This window comes from Affinundibacterium macrobrachii, from assembly GCF_014652415.1.
Lineage (GTDB): Bacteria > Pseudomonadota > Gammaproteobacteria > Burkholderiales > Burkholderiaceae_D > Undibacterium > Undibacterium macrobrachii.
In genome coordinates this window covers 125,007-143,418 of record NZ_BMYT01000007.1, presented here as the reverse complement: position 1 = coordinate 143,418, position 18,412 = coordinate 125,007, and the positions used below count along the sequence as shown (strand labels likewise).

Here is an 18,412-nt window from a genome sequence, read left to right as displayed (position 1 = left end):
TGCATCGATCTCTACTAAACTAGCCGATTCCCATTTTCAAATTGGCGTCTTGCTATGGTTTTTGACACGCAATTCAGATCGACATTAATTCGTATTTTGATCGTCTTGATGATACATCTGGCATGCCTATATAGCATCATCAACGCATCAGATTGGTCAAGATTATCAAGTAAGCAATCTAGCAATTTGAATCAGCCCGAACAACAGATGTCGATTGTTTTTATCAAAAGTCCAAGCACTCGATTAGAACTCAAGACCAAAAAAGAAAATACTGGCAACACCAAGCGCCATGTAACGATCAAACCATCCTTAACTGCCATCCTGTCACAAGCCAATCAAACAGGTAAAGCAACTGACGAGCACAAAGTCGAAAGCCCACCACAACCCACACTCAATCGCGACGTCAAGGCCATCAGTCAATCTTTAGAACGAGATCTTCGATTTGAACAACAAAAGATAGAGGCAGCTAAGCCAGCAAATCAAATTGCACGCGAATACTGGCAAAAGCAAAACTACCCGTACAAAGATAAATGGGAAGAGCTCGCACACAAGATAGAAAAAGCAGGCAAACCGCGCGGCTTGCAATTAGAAACTTTTCAGGCTGCAGATGGCACGCAAATTACTAAGCTAGGAAATACCTGTTTCAAAGCGCCAGATCCCGGTAGAACTTACTTAAACCAAGCCGAGGCGAGACCTGTTATTTGTCCGCGTTGATTTTACTCACGAACCACAACTACTTCTCGTTGCCCCAGTTCCATCACCTAATCTTCTAAAGTTTGCAGCAAATATAGTTTCTGATACAAACCATTTTCAATCGCCATTAATTCGGTATGTTGTCCTTGCTCGGCGATACGACCGTGATTTAAAACGATGATATTGTCGGCATCGCGTATGGTTGATAGACGATGTGCGATTGCCACGATGGTCACTTTTCCTCGCAGTTCATTCAAAGCCAATTGCACAATCTGTTCGGTCTCACTATCAATGTGCGAAGTTGCTTCATCTAAAAACAAAATCTTGGGTTGACCGGCCAATGCCCGCGCAATCGCGATCAACTGTTTTTGCCCTGTTGATAGCTTTGCACCACCCTCGCCTAAAGGCGTCAAGTAACCATGTTCCAACTGCAAAATAAAATCATGTGCGCGTGCGGCTTTCGCGGCTGCGATAATATCGGCTTCGCTAATATCACGTCCCATCGCAATATTTTCACGCGCATTCGCCGCTAATAAAAACGGCTCTTGCGGCACCAAGCCGACACTGGCACGAAAACGCTCGTCACTCAATTCTTGTAAATCGAGATGATCAATAAGGATCTTTCCACTCTGCGCGGTATAAAAGCGCAATAGCAAACTAAGCAGCGTCGATTTACCACTACCAGTATGGCCAACGATGCCATAGAAACATCCGGCAGGAATATCTAAGTCAATCTCATGCAAGATCACCTGCGCGGGATCGTAACCAAATCGCACCTTCGATAAATGCAAGGCACCGTGACTAATCTCGGCATCATTTTGTTTGCTGGCGGCAGTCGGTTCTTGTAACAAGGTATTGACGCGTGCGGCGGACACTACCGCTTGTTGAATTTGTCCAAACTGTAAAGTAATTTGTATCAAGGGATCGACGACGCGCGCGATGTAACTCACAAACGCATATAAGATGCCGATTTCTAATCCAGAAAAGCTGCGTTGACCAAACACAAAAATCACAATTACCAGCAATAGAGAATTCAATAAATCTAATGCTGGACGCAGTAACCACGCATTGGCGCGTAATTCATCAACACGTGCTGCATAATGTTTTTGATTGGTGGCTTCAAAGCGTTCACCAAATCCGCGCTCGGCATTACAAGCTTGCAGCGCACTCATGCCATTAATACTTTCAGCTACTTGCGCATTGATCTCACTGCGCATTTGCCGCGCACGGGTTACCGCTGGCGCACTCCAACGCTGATAAAACCATACGATCACGACTACGGCCGGCACCAACATTAAAACGATCAACATCAAACGCCAATCCAACCATGCCATCGCAATCAAAGCACCGAGCACGACGATAGAACTATCAAGCATCACAAACAATACCTGTACGTACAAGTTCTTGACTGCCTCGGTATCATTGGTGACACGACTCACCAGTTGCCCAGTGATCGCTTTATCAAAAAACGCCATCGGCAATCGTAAGACATGTGCGTACACCTGCTCACGCAAGCGACGCACTGAGCGCATCGCGACGCCAGCTAGACGTGTCAATTGCAAATAACGCAGCCAAGTTGCCCACCAACCGGTAATAACAAACGCCAGCAAGATAACTGTCATCATCCAGATATCATTGTTCCGAGGTAGTAAATAATGGTCGATAAATGCCTTACCTAAAATCGGCCCCAGAGCTTCGAGCGCTGAGGCAAGAAACAAAAATAGTACGCCGAAGATGACGTGGGTTTTCTCAGGCTTGGCTGCTTGTACTAAAAGTTGTACCGCCAGTTTTTTCTCAGATGGCTTATCGATTTGACTATGCTGTTCTTTCGACTGACTCTCTGCATTTGCGTGAACTTCAGGCTGCATTTAAATCTGCCTCTAATTGTTGATATTTCCACTGACTCGCATACCAGCCATCGAGCGCCAATAACTGCGAATGGGTACCTTGTTCTATCAATACGCCTTCGCGTAATACTAAAATATGATCGGCTTCTGCTACCGCACTTAAACGATGACTAACGATAATCGCACTGCGCTCCGGTCGAGCTAAACGCAATTCGGCTAGATGTCTAAGTATGCGTGTTTCGGTATCGGTATCGACCGCTGATAATGCATCATCTAATAACAATAATGGACTATCCGTTAGTAAAGCACGCGCAATCGCCACCCGCTGTTTTTGTCCACCAGATAAAGTCACACCGCGCTCACCAACTGGGGTATCGTAAGCTTCAGGAAAACGTAAGATGTCTTCATGAATCGCTGCTAATTCCGCTGCATGCATAATCTGCTCACGACTTGCTTGCGGATTCGATAAAGCGATATTGCTAGCGATTGATGCAGAAAATAAAAAAGGCTCTTGCGCCACCCAATTGATCGCATTGCGTAGGCGTTCCAATGGATAAGCCGAAATACGATGTTCGCCCCACCGTACTTGACCTTGTTTGGTCTCAAATTGCCTTAGCAATAGTCGAAGCACACTGGATTTGCCCGCACCAGTTGCGCCCACAATGCCTAAAGTTTGTCCGGCATGCAGATCAAAGCTCAATTGATTTAGCGCTAGATTGGCTTGACCAGGATAAGAGAAGCTAACCTTATCAAAATGAATGCTGCCACCCACTTGGCTTTGTATTGTGCCTAAATCTTGAATCACCAAATCCGCTTCCAAGACTGGACGCAAACGTCCCCATGCCGCTTTACCACGCTCTAATAAAGACAAGACCCAACCCGCAGCAAACATCGGCCAAATCAATTGCCCCAAATACATACTAAATGCCGTCAGATTACCGATGCTCATTTTGTTTTGCCAAACCAAATAAGCACCGACACCGAGAGTCAAAGCGCCCGCTGCGGTTAGAGCAACACCAACTGCTGGTTCGTAAGCGGCCTCCCACTTTTGCGCACTCAAGCTGGCGGCGGCGGCATGCTCTGCCATCTCCGCAAATTGCTCGGCGTTACGCTGCTCTAATCCTAATACCCGCAAAGTACGTACACCAGAAATAGTTTCCTGCACGTGATCGTTGAGCTTACTAAAACGCTCTAATGAATCTTTTGATGCATCATGTACATGGTGGGTAATTTTTTTAAACGCCCAAGCCATAAATGGAAAAGGCAATAATGCTGCTAATGCTAAACGCCAATCGACACCCAAGGTCATCATGCCGATCACCAGCACAAAAGTCATGGCACCATCAAATCCTGCCAATGCCGCCTCACCCGCAGCTAACTCAATCGCATCCGCATCATTGGTACCCAAGGCCATCAAATCGCCGGTACGTTGTTGTTGAAAAAAAGCCGGGCCTTGCATGCTTAAACGCTGATACAAACGTAAGCGCAATTGCGCGCCTAAACGATACGATGCAGCAAACAACTGCAAGCGCCACCCAACGCGCAAAAAGTAAATCGCGACACCCATCAGCAAAACAGTTGCCAATTCCCACAGTAAAGCTTCACCAGCCAAATTGTGCGCCACCATAGAGTCAATAATCTGACCAATCTTACGGGGAATTAATACAGTCAATGCCGCCACCAAAAACAGCATGACCGCAGCGGCAAAATACGAACGCCAATGTTGACGAATAAATTGGGCGAGGAGTTGGTACAGGGTCATGCTAGGACTTTCAAATTGAGACCTCTTTTCTCATAGACGCAGAAAACGCAGAGAAAAATTCTAGAAGAATCTCTGCGTCCTCTGCGCCACTGCGTCTAATGCTTTTTATTTCAACATATTCCACAAAAACGAATACGTGATCGCACTCATGTCTGCACGTTGCGCATTATTCGCAGCACCGCCATGTCCGCCTTCAATATTTTCGTAATACCAAACATTGGAATGACCTTGATCTAACATTTTGGCGGCCATCTTACGTGCATGTCCTGGATGAACTCGATCATCACGGGTTGATGTAATGAACAAAACGTTTGGATATTTCACCTCCGCCTTCACATTATGATATGGCGAGTATTGTTGAATGTATTCCCATTCCGCTGGCACATCAGGATTACCATATTCCCCCATCCATGAAGCACCTGCCAATAACTTGTTATAGCGCTGCATATCCAATAAAGGAACTTGGCTAACCACCGCGTTAAACAACTCAGGACGCTGCGTCAGCGCCACCCCTGCCAATAAGCCACCATTACTTCCGCCCATTGCACCTAAATGTTTTGCACTAGTGATTTTGCTACGAATCAAATCCTCTGCTACCGCAGCAAAATCCTCATACGCGCGTTGACGGTTTTGTTTTAACGCAGCTTGATGCCAACGTGGACCATACTCACCGCCGCCACGAATATTTGCCACCACATACACACCGCCTTTTTCTAACCAAGCTTTGCCAATACCGCCGGAGTAAGAAGGTGTTAAAGAAACTTGGAAACCACCGTACGCATATAACAAAGTCGGGCTAGTACCATCAAGTTTGATGTCTTTCTTGTGCACCATGAAGTAAGGCACTCTTGTGCCATCTTTTGATGTAGCAAACTTTTGCACTGCTTGATACGGACCAGCATCAAAAAAACTAGGTGCGGACTTCAATAACTGGCGTTGATCTGTACCCGCCTTAGCTAGATGCAACACACTCGGTGTCAAATAATCAGAGTAACTTAGTAAATACTCGTCAGATTTTTCCGAATCCAAAGGACTGACACCGACTGCACCCATCGTCGGCAAAGTCACGTTACGAGCAATCCACTTTCCCTGTTTAAATTGCAGTTCAACCAAACTACTTTTAACGTCTTGAAGCAATTGCATTAACAAATAATTCTTGGTTGCGGCAACACCCGTAAAGGATGCATTGTCTGTCGGTTGAAACAGAACAGTGAAATTACGATCCCCTTTCAAAAAGGCTTCGAAATCTATCGCCAAAACACTGCCTTGCGGATAGATTTTGCCGCCAGTAGTCCAAGTTTCATTTGGCGTAACGATGAATTGGGTACCAAAGAACTCATAGCCTGTCTGCGCAGGAATATCCAACTTCAACAACTTACTACCGCGCATTAAGAACACTTCAGAAGTATAAAAAGTAATCGCGCGATTCACAATTTCGTGCGTAATCCCGCGATGGCTAACCCTGCTAGCCGACACGCTAATATCTTCTTTCTTGCCTTCAAAAATTGTTTTAGCGGCACTGATAGGTGTGCCGCGCGTCCACTCTTTGACGATACGCGGATAACCCGAATCGGTCATTGATCCAGCACCAAAATCAGTACCAACAAACAAGGTATTTTTATCGCGCCATGCAACATTCATCTTGGATTCTGGCAAACTAAAACCATCTTTTACGAACTGCTTCGTCTTTAAATCAAACTCACGAATGGTCACCGCATCTGCACCACCGCGCGATAAATTAATAATGCAACGATCGTACTCCGGCTCACGACATTGACTACCTTTAAAGACCCAATTCTCATTTTCCGCTTTGGCAATCGCGTCCAAATCCATTACCACGTCCCACTTTGGCGATGGCTTACGATATTCGGCTAAACTTGTTTTACGCCAAACACCGCGCGGATGCTCCGCATCTGTCCAAAAGTTATAAACCGCATTGCCGATTTTTTGTATACCTGGAATACGATCTTTAGAATCAAGGATCACTTGCAGATCACTACGTAACTTTAAAAAACCCGCATCATTGTCGAGCTTATTTCGAGTCTCTTGATTGCGAGCTTTGACCCAATCTAGCGCCTTTTCACCGCCGACGTCCTCTAACCATTGATGTTTGTCGTCGACCTGCGCCATCGCATTGTGAATACTAAACACGGTCGCAGCCAACACGAGTAATTTGACTTTTGTTTTCATGATTTTTATCGTTGAAATTGTTGATCACTTGTCGATTGAAAAATATTCTTGTTCACAAAAGATAGACTTATTCGCAAACAGCATGTAAACCGTCGCGGCTCGTGTTAAAAAGCATCAATCTTAAGAAAAAAGAATAGTGAAGTATAAACGTAATCGGATTAGACAGCGAAGTATCAAAAAAGTGCAGAAAAATACGATGCGCGATGAGGGGATATCCGCTTATTTCGGCTACAAAAAAGATCTCAGGATGCGTCGCTAAGGTGATTCACTTTTACGTACCGCAATATGTTGACGTATCCAAGTCTGCATATCTTGCCAAATACGATTAATTTCACTTGGGCTCGGCATTGTTAAAGCATGAGGCAATTCGATTGTGAGGACTGGAATTTCTTGATGCATTCCACTGTAATTCCCCAATGAGCCTGGATACACGCCAACACGATTAAAGTGTAGGCGTCCAAAGCGCGTTGGTGGTTGTGCTGGCCCGTCTAAATCAAGCACACCAAAGGGAGCATGCACAGAAATAATGACATCTGGCTGAAAGGATTTGATCGTATCAAAAATCCACTTACTTTCAGGCTCAGAAATAGGTTTCTTTCCGGGGAAACGACGTGGATCACTTTTCGTCTTTTTTGCCCAATACTGCAAGGCTTCTTTTTCCCAATTGGGAGTCGGGAAATTACGATTTAAATCCACACCTCGCGCATTTACACGCGTGGACTTTGGCGCAAGCAAACCATCAGGATTCACCAGCGGTGCCACCTTCCATTGAAATTCTTGCGTACTCGATTTGCTCATCGCTGCTAACCACTTAAACACTACCGCGGTCGCAGTCTTTTCGTCACCATGGATGCCGCCAATTAATAAGACTCTACGCACTTTTTTTGTATGCAGGTCTGCGGAGAAATCTCTAGTCATTAATGGTATCGCTTTGAATGAACGACCATCGCTAGGAGCAAGCTTGCTCTGCAAACATTCATTCAAGGACACCTTGGGCAAACGCGGTGTCACTTGCTTACACCATTGTTGCAATTTGACAGGTGCAGAGACAGGTTCTGCTCGCACATTAGCGCGCGCATCGAGATGCATGCTAACGCCAAATAAAAAGAGCGATGCGCTCAGTAGTCGCATCGCTCTATTCTGATATTTCTTCACGTCCGACAAAACAACTTGGCACTTGAGCATGAAGAATAAATCCAATGAATCAATAAATTACAGACCAGCTGCAGCGCGTAAGATTTGCGCTTTGTCAGTACGTTCCCAAGTGAATTCAGGTTCTTCACGTCCGAAGTGACCGTATGCTGCAGTCTTTTGATAAATTGGACGCAATAAATCGAGCATTTGAATAATGCCACGTGGACGCAAATCAAAATACTCGTTCACTAAAGCAGCGATTTGCTCATCTGGAATCACGCCCGTACCTTCAGTGTACACCGTCACATTCATCGGACGTGCGACGCCAATCGCATACGCCACTTGAATCTGGCATTGCTTTGCCAAACCAGCTGCGACGATATTTTTCGCCACATAGCGTGCCGCATAGGCAGCAGAACGATCGACTTTTGTAGGATCTTTACCAGAGAAAGCGCCTCCACCGTGAGGGCAAGCACCGCCGTAAGTATCAACGATGATTTTACGACCAGTTAAACCACAATCACCTTGTGGACCACCGATCACGAAGCGACCGGTAGGATTGATCAAGAACTTCGTATCTTTCAACCACTCTGCTGGCAATACTGGACGAATAATTTCTTCGACAACTGCCTCAACAAAAGATGCCTTCATTTTGTTGCCATCGCTTTGATCTGGACTATGTTGTGTCGATAAAACGACTGTATCGATACTGTGCGGTTTGCCATCAACATAACGCATCGTCACTTGACCTTTTGCATCAGGACGCAAGAACGGCAAGCGACCATCTTTACGCAATTGCGCTTGACGCTCCACCAAGCGATGCGCGTAATAGATCGGTGCTGGCATGAGTTCTGGTGTTTCGTCACAAGCATAACCAAACATCAAACCTTGATCGCCAGCGCCTGTATTTAAATGGTCATCGGACGCATGATCAACACCTTGCGCGATGTCATTCGATTGCTTATCGTAAGCCACCAAAACGGCACAGCCTTTGTAATCAATACCATATTCGGTATTGTCGTAACCAATACGCTTGATGGTATCGCGTGCAACTTGAATATAATCGACATGCGCATTCGTCGTGATCTCACCAGCTAATACCACTAAGCCAGTATTCACGAGGGTTTCAGCAGCTACGCGAGAACGTGGGTCTTGCTCGAAGATTGCATCTAAAATTGCATCAGAAATTTGATCTGCAACTTTGTCTGGGTGACCTTCAGAAACTGATTCTGAGGTGAAGAGGAAATCATTTGCCATCGCAGGCTCCTATAAAATGTGACGTAAAGTCGCAGTAAGAAAGAGTTCCTGCGACGCTTTAGCGAAATTTATTACCCGCTTCGCAAGTTGTCTATTTAACTCGGCGGGGGCGCCTGATTTACTTCAAGATATGCTGACAGATCGCTCTGCATCATTTCATTCAGGTGCCAATATGTGCTATTTTACGCCTCTTACAGGATTCATGTCGAATTGCCTTAGATTTTTGAGGTGTATCAATATGAAAAAATCCATCACTCTTAGTAATTCACCATCATTTCCAGACTCATGTTAATTCGTCTGTTCCGTTTTTTATCGGTTTTCCCACTTCCTGTCTTGCACTTTGTCGGTGTCATTCTTGGCTATGTGGTGTACGCCTTATCGCCAACTTATCGCAAACGCATGCGTAGCAATATGGCACTCGCCTCTTGCGAAGAGCAAGTCGGTGTCGCATTGCGCGAAGCGGGCAAAAATATTATGGAATTGCCGCTAATTTGGTTAGGCAAACCAGAACGATTGGCCGCCAAGGTTCGCTTAGAAAATTGGGAAATCGCACAAGCTGCGATTGATGCCAAAAAAGGCGTGATTTTTTTGACACCGCATTTAGGTTGCTTTGAATTGTCCGGAAAATCCATCGCCTTGCGCACCAAAATGACGGTGCTATACAGACAGCCAAAAAAAGACGCTTTGAAGCCGCTACTTGAAGACGCACGCGCATCCAGTGGCATGTTATTAGCACCAGCTAATTTATCCGGTGTTCGTGCTTTGGCTAAAGCCTTAAAAAAAGGCGAAGCAATCGGCTTATTACCCGACCAAGTACCGCAAGAAGGTGAAGGCGTGTGGGCTGATTTTTTTGGGAAACCAGCTTACACCATGACTTTATCTGCCAAATTAGCGGCGATGACAGGTGCGCCAATTATCTTGACCTATGCCGAGCGCCTGCCTTTCGGTCGTGGCTTCGTGCAACGCTTTGTTCCCTTTACTGAGTCACTCGACGGCGACGCCGCACAACAAGCCCGCGCCATTAATCAAGCAATGGAAAAACTCATCGCTAAGGTACCGAGTCAGTATTTCTGGAGTTATCACCGCTATAAAAAACCAGATGGTGTCAGCGGTCCAGAAGAAACCCAATCACAGGAAAACGCATGAGATTTGCCGTACTAATAATGTGGCTGCTGCACTGGCTGCCGCTGCCGATCTTGGCGCGTATTGGCGAAGGCTTAGGTAGTCTTTTATATCTTATTTTGAGTCGCCGTCGCCATATCTGTTTAACGAATCTGCGCTTATGTTTTCCGCAAATGCCAGAGTCAGAAAGAAAGAAAATCACGCGACGCCATTTTCAAGTCTATGTGCGTAGCGTATTGGAACGAGGTATTCTCTGGTGGTCTTCCGAGCGCCGGCTACGTAAATTAATTCATGTCGACTATGCCATGCCGATGGCGGAAATGACGAGCTCACCAACAATTTTCATGTGCCCACATTTTGTGAGTCTCGATGTTGCGGGTGTTGCAGTGATGTTGGAATCCTCACTCTGTTCGATCTACACCACGCAAAGAAACAAAACTTTCGATAAGGCGCTACGCAAAGGTCGCTCACGTTTTCGCCCAGTAAAATTATTTTCACGTGCAGAAGGTGTCAAACCTATCATTCGCGCGATGAAAGAAAATCTACCCTTCTTCATGTTACCCGACATGGATTTTGGTGCCAAAGATGCCGAATTTGTGCCCTTCTTTGGTGTGCCCGCTGCGACACTCACCGCATTACCACGAATTGCTGCGGCAACCCATGCCAAAGTGATTCCGGTGATCGCCAGCATACGTCCGGGCTACGATGGTTGGGATGTGAAGTTTGATCAAGCTTGGGAAGACTACCCGCATACTGATATCGTTAGCTCGACCCGTTTTATGAATGCCTATATCGAATCAGAAATCTTGAAGATGCCAGCCGAATATTTCTGGACTCACCGCCGCTTCAAAACACGACCACAAGGTGAAGTGAGCGTCTACAAAAACACCCAGCAATTTCAAGATACGCATCAATAAACCTCATCAAAAAAAAACGCCAATCAATCGATTGGCGCTGACATTGCGCATGGCATGGATAACGCATGCAATTAGCGTTAAACACTGTCGTTCATTGCCACATCCAGCAACGCGCACTCAATTGAGCTTAAGTGAGCTTAGTTGAGCCTAAGTGATCCTGGGTGATCCTAACTGAGCGCTTGGTACATGCCTGTAACAATATCCATTTGCTGCAAAATGCGCTCGCTGGTTGTCGCCACTGTCGTTGCATATTGCTGGCGCATACGTGGATCAGCAGGCTGCCGAATGGCGTGATCAAAATACGCCCATTGCTGACGCGCCAACTTCAATTCATTCTGGATAGATTTGGTGGTGTCTGCATTGGATTCTAATAGCTGCATATTGCTATTAAATTCTTTTCGCATTGTTTCCAAAGATTGCATACTCGACGCTTCGGCAACCTCCCACTGTATGGCTTGATACATCTTTGCCATGCGTTGCGATAGCATGCGCTGACGCCCAGCGATATTCACTAATTTGCCAGCAGCGGAATTCGCCTGCTTTTCTAATTGTTGCGTCACTTGATCAGCCATCGTGAGTAGTGAATCACTGATCTGCAGCACTTGCTTTGCGTCGCTAGGATTGGCGGCTTTGCCTAGTAGTAAATCTTTGTACACCAGCCAAGTCTTCTCCGATTTCAAAATCCCATCTTTGATCTCGGCTGTCGCCTTAAAATTTTTTAATTCGATCAATTGACGATCAAACAGCGCAGCGGAAGCGTCCAAGATTTTTCGAGATTGGTCGAGATCAACACCCATACCAATCTGCAAATATGCTTTCGCCAAACGTTGCGATAACATGCGCTGTCGTCCCGCCTTGTTGATCGCATCATTCAGATTTTGTACTTGCGCAAAACCAACTGAACTGAACCCCCAACTGGCACTCAGCACGCACCCGATTTTTATAAAATCTCTACGTTGCATATTTACACTCCCGAAAATGATCAGAAATAGTAAATCGCCAGCGCAATGTAAACCATTCGCCATTCGAACTACCGAAGGCAAAATTAAGGACTAGCTTAGGGAATAACTACTAATTGAAAAGCCTGAGACGTAGTTAGCGGAAGTCAGTACTTGTTAGTACCAACGCAGTGTCAAACTAACTAGAGAAAGTGCGTGACCACCTTAACCGTCACGCACCGCAGTGATTTAAAGCGCGGGAAGTAATTCGATTTCGTCGGCCAACAAGGTATTTGCTGGCAGCACATCCATCGACTTTAACTTTTGATAAATCGGAGTGAAGTCGGGCGCGGTGCCATCAAACAACTGTTGGTAACTGTCGATTACAAAATACGTCTCTTGATACGAGTCAATTTTGTACAAAGTACGTAAGCAGCGCTCAATATCTAAACGAATGTGGCGCGACTTTGTACCAGGCGTCAGGCAATATTCGACTTCGCCACCAGACGACAAAATACCTGCACCATAAATACGTATGCCGGCCGGTGTATTGATCAAACCAAACTCCACCGTGTACCAATATAAGCGCGCGAGTTCGTCCAAGCCACCGAGCCGCATCGCTTTTAAACCACCCTGACCGTAACGCTGCATATAGTCGGCAAATACGGGATTAAACAAAAGTGGCACATGACCGAAGAAATCATGGAACACATCGGGTTCAACTATGTAATTAAATTCTTCAGGTTTACGTAACCAAACAGTCACCGGAAACCGACGATTCGCCAGATGATCAAAAAATGTCAGTTCAGGAATCAAGCCCGGTACCGCAACAATTGTCCAACCCGTTGCAGCGAATAATTCTTTAGAGGTTTTTTCGAATACCGGAATCCCGGCACTGATATCCATCTTTGCCAATGCTTCGATAAATTCATCGCATGCACGTCCCGGCAGGAGTGCCATTTGACGTTGATACAATTTGCGCCAGAGATCATGTTCGGCTTCGGTATAGGCAGCCCAATCTTGTTGCACCACATAGTGTGCGTCCATATGCGCGTAATCACCACGTAAGGCAGCACCATTCGATTTTTCGGCTACCGTCGCCAAGAAATCTTCATTTGAAACTGAGGTATCCATCTATTTGTCTCCAAAAAAAAGCTAACGTATTGTTAGCTTTTTTTATTATTAGTGTCGTAATTTGCTTATGACGAATTACGCTGTAGTGGTTGTATCGTCTTTCAAGACACCACGACGAATCTGATCCAATTCAATCGATTCAAACAAGGCACGGAAATTACCTTCACCAAAACCTTGATCGCCTTTGCGTTGAATGATTTCGAAGAAAATAGGACCGATGACTGTCGTTGTAAAAATCTGCAACAACAATTCACGCGTCGTTTCTGTGCTCTTACCATCAATCAATACACGCAATTTGCGCAAGGCTTCCACATCTTCGCCATGACCAGGCAAACGACGATCGACCAAATCATAGTAAGTATCAATCGTATCTTGGAAAGACACGCCAGCAGCTTTCATATCGGCGACAGTTTGGTACACATTGTCGGTACCCATCGCGATATGCTGCACACCTTCACCGTGATACAGATCCAAGTATTCAGAGATTTGAGATTTATCGTCCGAAGATTCGTTGATTGGAATGCGAATCTTGCCGCATGGAGAAGTCATCGCTTTTGATTTCAAGCCAGTCAATTTACCAGCGATGTCAAAGTAACGGATTTCACGGAAGTTAAACAAAGTTTCGTAGAAATCAGACCATTCAGCCATACGTCCACGGTGTACGTTGTGTGTTAGGTGATCAATGTAAGTCAAGCCATGACCAACTGGATTTGGATCAACACCTGGGATCGCTACGAAGTCAGCATCATAAATACTGATGTTACCGATCGCACCTTTTTCGGCACCGTCTTTACCTTGCCAACGATCAACGAAATAAATCAATGAATCGCCAATACCCTTGATTGCTGGGATATTCAATTCCATTGGTCCCGTTTGATTATCAAAGCCCCATGCGCCTAATTCCAACGCACGTTTGTAAGCAAAATTGGCATCTTTCACACGAATCGCGAATGCACACACGGACGGTCCATGCTTGCGTGCAAAGCGTTGTGCAAACGAATTTGGTTCCGCATTAATAATGAAATTAACGTCACCTTGGCGATACAAAGTAACGTTCTTGGTGCGATGCTTAGCAATCGCAGTAAAACCCATTTCAATAAATAATTTTTCAAGTTCTTTTGGTTCTGGCGCAGCGTATTCGATAAATTCGAAACCATCTGTCCCCATCGGGTTTTCCCAAGTTTGGAAGGTCATTGTTATCTCCGGTTAAAAAACAATTTTTATGATGCAAGCAATGTCAGATTATTTATTTATCGCTATCAAAACAAAGATTCCTTGCGCCAAATCAATCCGCAAGTATAAAGCCTCTAATACGCCATAAAATTCCAAAATACTGCACATTAACGATTATTTGAGCAATAATATTGCTACAAAAATCAAACATAGAGCAGAACATGCCCCAAATTGAACTAGATAAAATTGATCGTAAAATTTTAGCGATTTTACAAGCCGATGGTAGATTGACGAATCAGGAAGTCGCAGAACGCGTCAATCTATCTCCATCGCCTTGCCTACGCCGTATCAAAAGACTAGAAGATGCAGGGGTAATACGCAAGTACGTTGCGCTAATAGAAGCGGAAAAAATTGGACTCGGCTTATTGGCTTATATTAATGTCAGGTTGGAGAAACATACCGACACACCCGCCAAAGGCAACTCTCGCTCACCACGAATTGATTTCGCTGCTTCAGTCGAGCAATGGCCAGAAGTCGTCGCTTGCTATGCAATGACCGGAGAAATGGATTATTTATTGCGGGTGCGCGTCGAAGATATGAATCATTTCTCGCGCTTTATGATGGAGACTTTGTTAAAACATCCTGCAGTGCTGGATGTGAAATCGAGTTTTGCTTTGCAGCAGATTAAAGATACCACCGCACTGCCAGTCGGCATGAGCTAAATCGCTCAATTCATAAAATAAGAAAGCCAGTAATACTACTGGCTTTCTTGTACTGAATTGTGTCTGAGCTTGTGCAAATCTTAGTTCAAAACTCAGTGACTAATTTTTCGGTTCGCGTTTTAACAACTCTTCAATCGTAACGCCAACTTCTGCCTCGCCGCCAAATGCGGTTCCTGTCTTCTTCACTTTGTAATTCACCATGGTGTGACGATAGTCTTTCATCGACAAAGGAACGTACTTCACTTGTTTGGCGATCGCATCTGCATTATTGAGATAATAATCAACAAAGGCATTCACCTCCGGACGTTGATCCGCTTTCGCATTCACATAAATAAATAAGGGACGTGCTAATGGTTGATAGTTAGCATCCATCACCGTCTTCACTGATGGCAAGACCGCAGACTTAGCGTCTTTCGCAACAATTGCTGCTGCCTTCAATTGCTTACTGTTTTCAGAATAATAGGCAAAGCCAAGATAGCCCATCGCATTCACATCGCGCGATACTGCCTGCACAATCACGTTATCATCTTCTGAGGTAGTAAAGTCAGTCCGACTTAATTTTGCCTTGCCATTGATCGCCTCGGTAAAGTAATCAAACGTACCAGAATCGGCACCAGGGCCATACAATTTAATCGGTGTTTTAGGCCATGCTGGATTAACTTGATTCCAAGTCGTGATCACACCTTGTGCTGCCGGCTCCCAAATCTTTTTAAGCTCTTCCACGGTGATTTTGCTAAGAAACTTATTCTTAGGATGAATCACCACAGTCACCGCATCAAATGCAACAGGCAATTCCATGTAATACACACCATTCTTGCTGCACTCGGCCATTTCTTTTTTCAGAATCGGACGCGATGCATTCGAAATATCGGTCTCACCCTTGCAGAATTTTTTAAAACCACCACCAGTGCCGGCGATACCAATCGTGAATTTCACCGCACTATTTTTTTCACGAAATTTTTCTGACACGGCTTCGGTAATCGGAAATACCGTGCTAGAACCATCGATCTTAATCATCGATTGCGCCTGTGCTTTAGTCGCTTGCGTCGACAATAAGGCACCGAAAATAAATAAGGCAATCGATGCATGTAATTTTTTCTGAGGAGTTAATTTCATGATTTATCCTGAGGTATCTTAGTTGGTATCAAGCTTTTTTCGCTAAAGCTAAATTGGGCTGGGTATTATTGCGTATTGCAAAGCTGAGCTAAGCTAGGCTAAGTTGAGCTAATGTCGTCTATCAATTACTGCTGCGCGATGATGCTAGGATCTGGCGGCAAACCATAGCCGAGTCGTACAATTTCCACCATCATTTGCGCAATACGATCGCTGGTAGAAGAAATATTGCGTAAGTCTTCCGCTTTGAACTGAGGAGAACTCAATGCCTTCTCATAAAACAGCCATTGTTGCTGCGCTAAACTGAGTCGATCTCGCAGTGCCTTGTCGGATTGCGCCTCTTCCGCGAGTAGATGCATACCATTGACAAATTCGATGCGTGATTGCGCCAAATCCACTTGCAAGCCTTGCTTTGCCTGCATATTTTTATCCATGGAACGGAGTAAAACGATTTTTGCCATCCGTTGTGCCAAAGAAGCTTGACGCAAAGCCAAGCCGGTCACACGAGAACTAGCATCATTGGTTTCTGTCTCAAGTGCGAAGGACAAGAAATTCATTTTAATCAAAATATCTTCGTTCACGTCATACATCGCGGCAGCTGTCTTGGCATTCAAGCGAGGTAATGATTCGACTTGATCATTCAATGCAAGATTGACGCGATTAAAGGCTTTACCACTTTTTTCTGAACGTACTTGGCGTGACAAATCTTTGCGCAAGCGGGCAATATTTTCTAACGAACGTGAGCGTTGTACTTCAGTGTGTCCACTCAAAATCCCCAAAGCCATTTGCAAGCTCAGTTTATAACTACGTTCTGACTCTAGTCGAAACATGCCAGCGGTAAGTAAGGGCGGTGGCGTGACGCTAGCAGCGGGTGCTGGACGATAATCAGCACTTGCAGCAGCACCACAAAAAAACATCGAGGCAAAAACGAACTTGAGGGACTTGTGTAACATCATTTTCTCTATCATCTGGAATTGAACTAGCAAGAATCGGTGCTGTAATCCAATACAGAACAGCACTCTTATTTTGTGTTCGAATTTTAATGACGAGTTATGACGAGATGATTACATGGCTAGTTATATCAGCATCAATTAAACGCAGATGCAGATGCCTATGCCGATGCAGAGATCAATGATCGAATGGCATCAATACGTGCGATACGTATTGCTTCTGCGATCTTCTGCGGTTGACCTAAAAATTGTTGTGCAACTTCACCGGCATTCACTGCCAAAGCCGCATTTAAGACCGCACTTAAGAATGCCACTTGCGGAAATTGAATATTCTCTAAACCAGCGCGACCAAAACAATCGCACTCCGCAGCCTTCAACATATCCAAAAAGCGTTGTGGCTTACGAAAGGCGTCATTCCGCTCCAGCATGTCTTGTAAAGTCGCAGGGCGCATTTCTTGACTGCGTCCAACATTGCCATGATCTCGCGCCGTCATGATCGCCAAATCTCGACAATCACTGGGTACTTTCAAGCGCTCACAGACCTTTTTCACTAAAGCAATGCCACGCTCTTCGTGCCCATGATGACGTGGCCATATCGCAGGATCGGTAGTTCCTTTACCGAGATCATGCAATAAAGCGGCAAAGCGTATCGGCAAAGACATGCCCTGTTGTGCCGCATAATCAATCACCAACATGATATGCACACCTGTATCAATTTCGGGATGGAATTTTGCTGGTTGCGGCACGCCCCATAGTGCATCTAATTCAGGAAGCAATCTCGCTAGAGCACCACATTCTCGCAATACGTCGAACATACGAGAAGGCTTTTGCTCCATCAAGCCGCGTGATATCTCTTGCCACACCCGTTCTGGCACCAAGGCATCAACTTCCCCCGCTGCCACCATCGATTTCATCAACGCCATTGTCTCTGGCGCCACCACAAAAGCATGTGGAGCTACTGAGAAACGTGCAGCAAAACGCGCGACGCGAAGAATGCGAACAGGATCTTCTTCAAATGCGGCGGAAACATGGCGAAACACACCATCTTGCAAATCGCGTTGTCCATTAAAAGGATCAATCAAGCCGCCATGCTCATCTCGTGCGATCGCATTGATGGTCAAATCACGACGGATGAGATCTTGTTCTAAAGTGACACTAGGATCGGTATGAAATACAAAACCTTTGTAGCCAGCGCCAGTCTTGCGCTCAGTACGGGCGAGCGCATATTCCTCGTGTGTCTTGGGATGCAAAAACACCGGAAAATCTTTTCCAACCGGCACAAAGCCTTGCGCTAACATTTGTTCCGGAGTCGCGCCAATCACCACATGATCACGATCTTGCACGGGCAAACCCAGCAAGGCATCACGTACCGCACCACCGACAACATAGGATTTCAACATAGGAGATATCACTGAGCGGATTTCAATAAGCAGACTTCAATACACAGATTTAAATACGCA

At 45.4% G+C, this 18,412-nt stretch carries 15 protein-coding genes; 4 read left to right on the top strand and 11 right to left on the bottom strand.

The features are described 5' to 3' along the window. The first annotated feature begins 54 nt into the window (after positions 1-54). Positions 55-714, top strand: a complete 660-nt coding sequence (locus IE103_RS16870; RefSeq protein ID WP_189347400.1) for a hypothetical protein — start codon at positions 55-57, stop codon at positions 712-714. Between the two features lie 47 nt (positions 715-761). Here the strand turns inward: IE103_RS16870 and IE103_RS16865 are convergent, their stop codons facing one another. The 5 genes from IE103_RS16865 to metK all read right to left on the bottom strand — a co-directional run bounded on the left by IE103_RS16865 (position 762) and on the right by metK (position 8,883). After that, positions 762-2,561: an ABC transporter ATP-binding protein gene (locus IE103_RS16865; protein ID WP_189347399.1), complete on the bottom strand. Its 1,800-nt coding sequence runs from the start codon at positions 2,559-2,561 to the stop codon at positions 762-764. Next, complete coding sequence (locus IE103_RS16860) at positions 2,551-4,302, bottom strand: ABC transporter ATP-binding protein (protein WP_189347397.1); 1,752 nt, start codon at positions 4,300-4,302, stop codon at positions 2,551-2,553. Before IE103_RS16860 ends, IE103_RS16865 begins: the two co-directional genes overlap by 11 nt. 105 nt (positions 4,303-4,407) lie before the next feature. Beyond that, positions 4,408-6,492, bottom strand: a complete 2,085-nt coding sequence (locus IE103_RS16855) for a prolyl oligopeptidase family serine peptidase (RefSeq protein ID WP_189347395.1) — start codon at positions 6,490-6,492, stop codon at positions 4,408-4,410. 255 nt (positions 6,493-6,747) lie between these two features. Continuing rightward, the gene (locus IE103_RS16850; protein WP_229827331.1) at positions 6,748-7,677 is read right to left on the bottom strand and encodes a M14 family zinc carboxypeptidase; all 930 of its coding nucleotides are present in this window, start codon (positions 7,675-7,677) and stop codon (positions 6,748-6,750) included. Between the two features lie 27 nt (positions 7,678-7,704). Beyond that, positions 7,705-8,883: a methionine adenosyltransferase gene (gene metK / locus IE103_RS16845; protein WP_189347393.1), complete on the bottom strand. Its 1,179-nt coding sequence runs from the start codon at positions 8,881-8,883 to the stop codon at positions 7,705-7,707. Positions 8,884-9,168: 285 nt separating this feature from the next. On the opposite strand from metK, the gene IE103_RS16840 reads away from it, so the two are divergent. After that, the gene (locus IE103_RS16840) at positions 9,169-10,029 is read left to right on the top strand and encodes a lysophospholipid acyltransferase family protein (protein ID WP_189347392.1); all 861 of its coding nucleotides are present in this window, start codon (positions 9,169-9,171) and stop codon (positions 10,027-10,029) included. Then, the gene (locus IE103_RS16835; protein ID WP_189347390.1) at positions 10,026-10,922 is read left to right on the top strand and encodes an LpxL/LpxP family acyltransferase; all 897 of its coding nucleotides are present in this window, start codon (positions 10,026-10,028) and stop codon (positions 10,920-10,922) included. Before IE103_RS16840 ends, IE103_RS16835 begins: the two co-directional genes overlap by 4 nt. A gap of 167 nt (positions 10,923-11,089) precedes the next feature. Here IE103_RS16835 and IE103_RS16830 read toward each other — a convergent pair whose 3' ends face one another. From IE103_RS16830 to hppD, 3 genes are all read right to left on the bottom strand, one after another. Next, the gene (locus tag IE103_RS16830) at positions 11,090-11,884 is read right to left on the bottom strand and encodes a type IV pili methyl-accepting chemotaxis transducer N-terminal domain-containing protein (protein WP_189347388.1); all 795 of its coding nucleotides are present in this window, start codon (positions 11,882-11,884) and stop codon (positions 11,090-11,092) included. A gap of 225 nt (positions 11,885-12,109) precedes the next feature. Then, on the bottom strand, positions 12,110-12,994 hold the full coding sequence (phhA, locus tag IE103_RS16825; protein ID WP_189347386.1) for a phenylalanine 4-monooxygenase: 885 nt from the start codon (positions 12,992-12,994) through the stop codon (positions 12,110-12,112). 75 nt (positions 12,995-13,069) lie between these two features. Continuing rightward, complete coding sequence (gene hppD / locus IE103_RS16820) at positions 13,070-14,188, bottom strand: 4-hydroxyphenylpyruvate dioxygenase (RefSeq protein ID WP_189347384.1); 1,119 nt, start codon at positions 14,186-14,188, stop codon at positions 13,070-13,072. A gap of 200 nt (positions 14,189-14,388) precedes the next feature. On the opposite strand from hppD, the gene IE103_RS16815 reads away from it, so the two are divergent. Then, positions 14,389-14,889 (top strand): Lrp/AsnC family transcriptional regulator, encoded by a 501-nt coding sequence (locus IE103_RS16815; protein ID WP_189347382.1) that lies wholly within the window; start codon positions 14,389-14,391, stop codon positions 14,887-14,889. Positions 14,890-14,988: 99 nt separating this feature from the next. On the opposite strand, the gene IE103_RS16810 is transcribed toward IE103_RS16815, so the two are convergent. From IE103_RS16810 to IE103_RS16800, 3 genes are all read right to left on the bottom strand, one after another. After that, positions 14,989-16,005, bottom strand: coding sequence for a PstS family phosphate ABC transporter substrate-binding protein (locus IE103_RS16810; protein WP_189347380.1), 1,017 nt, complete (start codon positions 16,003-16,005; stop codon positions 14,989-14,991). A gap of 125 nt (positions 16,006-16,130) precedes the next feature. Beyond that, positions 16,131-16,958, bottom strand: coding sequence for a hypothetical protein (locus IE103_RS16805; protein WP_189347378.1), 828 nt, complete (start codon positions 16,956-16,958; stop codon positions 16,131-16,133). Between the two features lie 155 nt (positions 16,959-17,113). Then, a complete protein-coding gene (locus IE103_RS16800; protein ID WP_189347510.1) occupies positions 17,114-18,349 on the bottom strand; it encodes a multifunctional CCA addition/repair protein in 1,236 nt (411 codons plus the stop codon). Positions 18,350-18,412: the final 63 nt, after the last annotated feature.

Excerpts from the sequence above, each read along its gene's own strand:
- IE103_RS16870 (WP_189347400.1), top strand. The coding sequence starts at position 55 with ATGGTTTTTGACACGCAATTCAGATCGACATTAATTCGTATTTTGATC.
- IE103_RS16865 (WP_189347399.1), bottom strand. The coding sequence starts at position 2,561 with ATGCAGCCTGAAGTTCACGCAAATGCAGAGAGTCAGTCGAAAGAACAG.
- IE103_RS16860 (WP_189347397.1), bottom strand. The coding sequence starts at position 4,302 with ATGACCCTGTACCAACTCCTCGCCCAATTTATTCGTCAACATTGGCGT.
- IE103_RS16855 (WP_189347395.1), bottom strand. The coding sequence starts at position 6,492 with ATGAAAACAAAAGTCAAATTACTCGTGTTGGCTGCGACCGTGTTTAGT.
- IE103_RS16850 (WP_229827331.1), bottom strand. The coding sequence starts at position 7,677 with ATGCTCAAGTGCCAAGTTGTTTTGTCGGACGTGAAGAAATATCAGAAT.
- metK (WP_189347393.1), bottom strand. The coding sequence starts at position 8,883 with ATGGCAAATGATTTCCTCTTCACCTCAGAATCAGTTTCTGAAGGTCAC.
- IE103_RS16840 (WP_189347392.1), top strand. The coding sequence starts at position 9,169 with ATGTTAATTCGTCTGTTCCGTTTTTTATCGGTTTTCCCACTTCCTGTC.
- IE103_RS16835 (WP_189347390.1), top strand. The coding sequence starts at position 10,026 with ATGAGATTTGCCGTACTAATAATGTGGCTGCTGCACTGGCTGCCGCTG.
- IE103_RS16830 (WP_189347388.1), bottom strand. The coding sequence starts at position 11,884 with ATGCAACGTAGAGATTTTATAAAAATCGGGTGCGTGCTGAGTGCCAGT.
- phhA (WP_189347386.1), bottom strand. The coding sequence starts at position 12,994 with ATGGATACCTCAGTTTCAAATGAAGATTTCTTGGCGACGGTAGCCGAA.
- hppD (WP_189347384.1), bottom strand. The coding sequence starts at position 14,188 with ATGACCTTCCAAACTTGGGAAAACCCGATGGGGACAGATGGTTTCGAA.
- IE103_RS16815 (WP_189347382.1), top strand. The coding sequence starts at position 14,389 with ATGCCCCAAATTGAACTAGATAAAATTGATCGTAAAATTTTAGCGATT.
- IE103_RS16810 (WP_189347380.1), bottom strand. The coding sequence starts at position 16,005 with ATGAAATTAACTCCTCAGAAAAAATTACATGCATCGATTGCCTTATTT.
- IE103_RS16805 (WP_189347378.1), bottom strand. The coding sequence starts at position 16,958 with ATGATGTTACACAAGTCCCTCAAGTTCGTTTTTGCCTCGATGTTTTTT.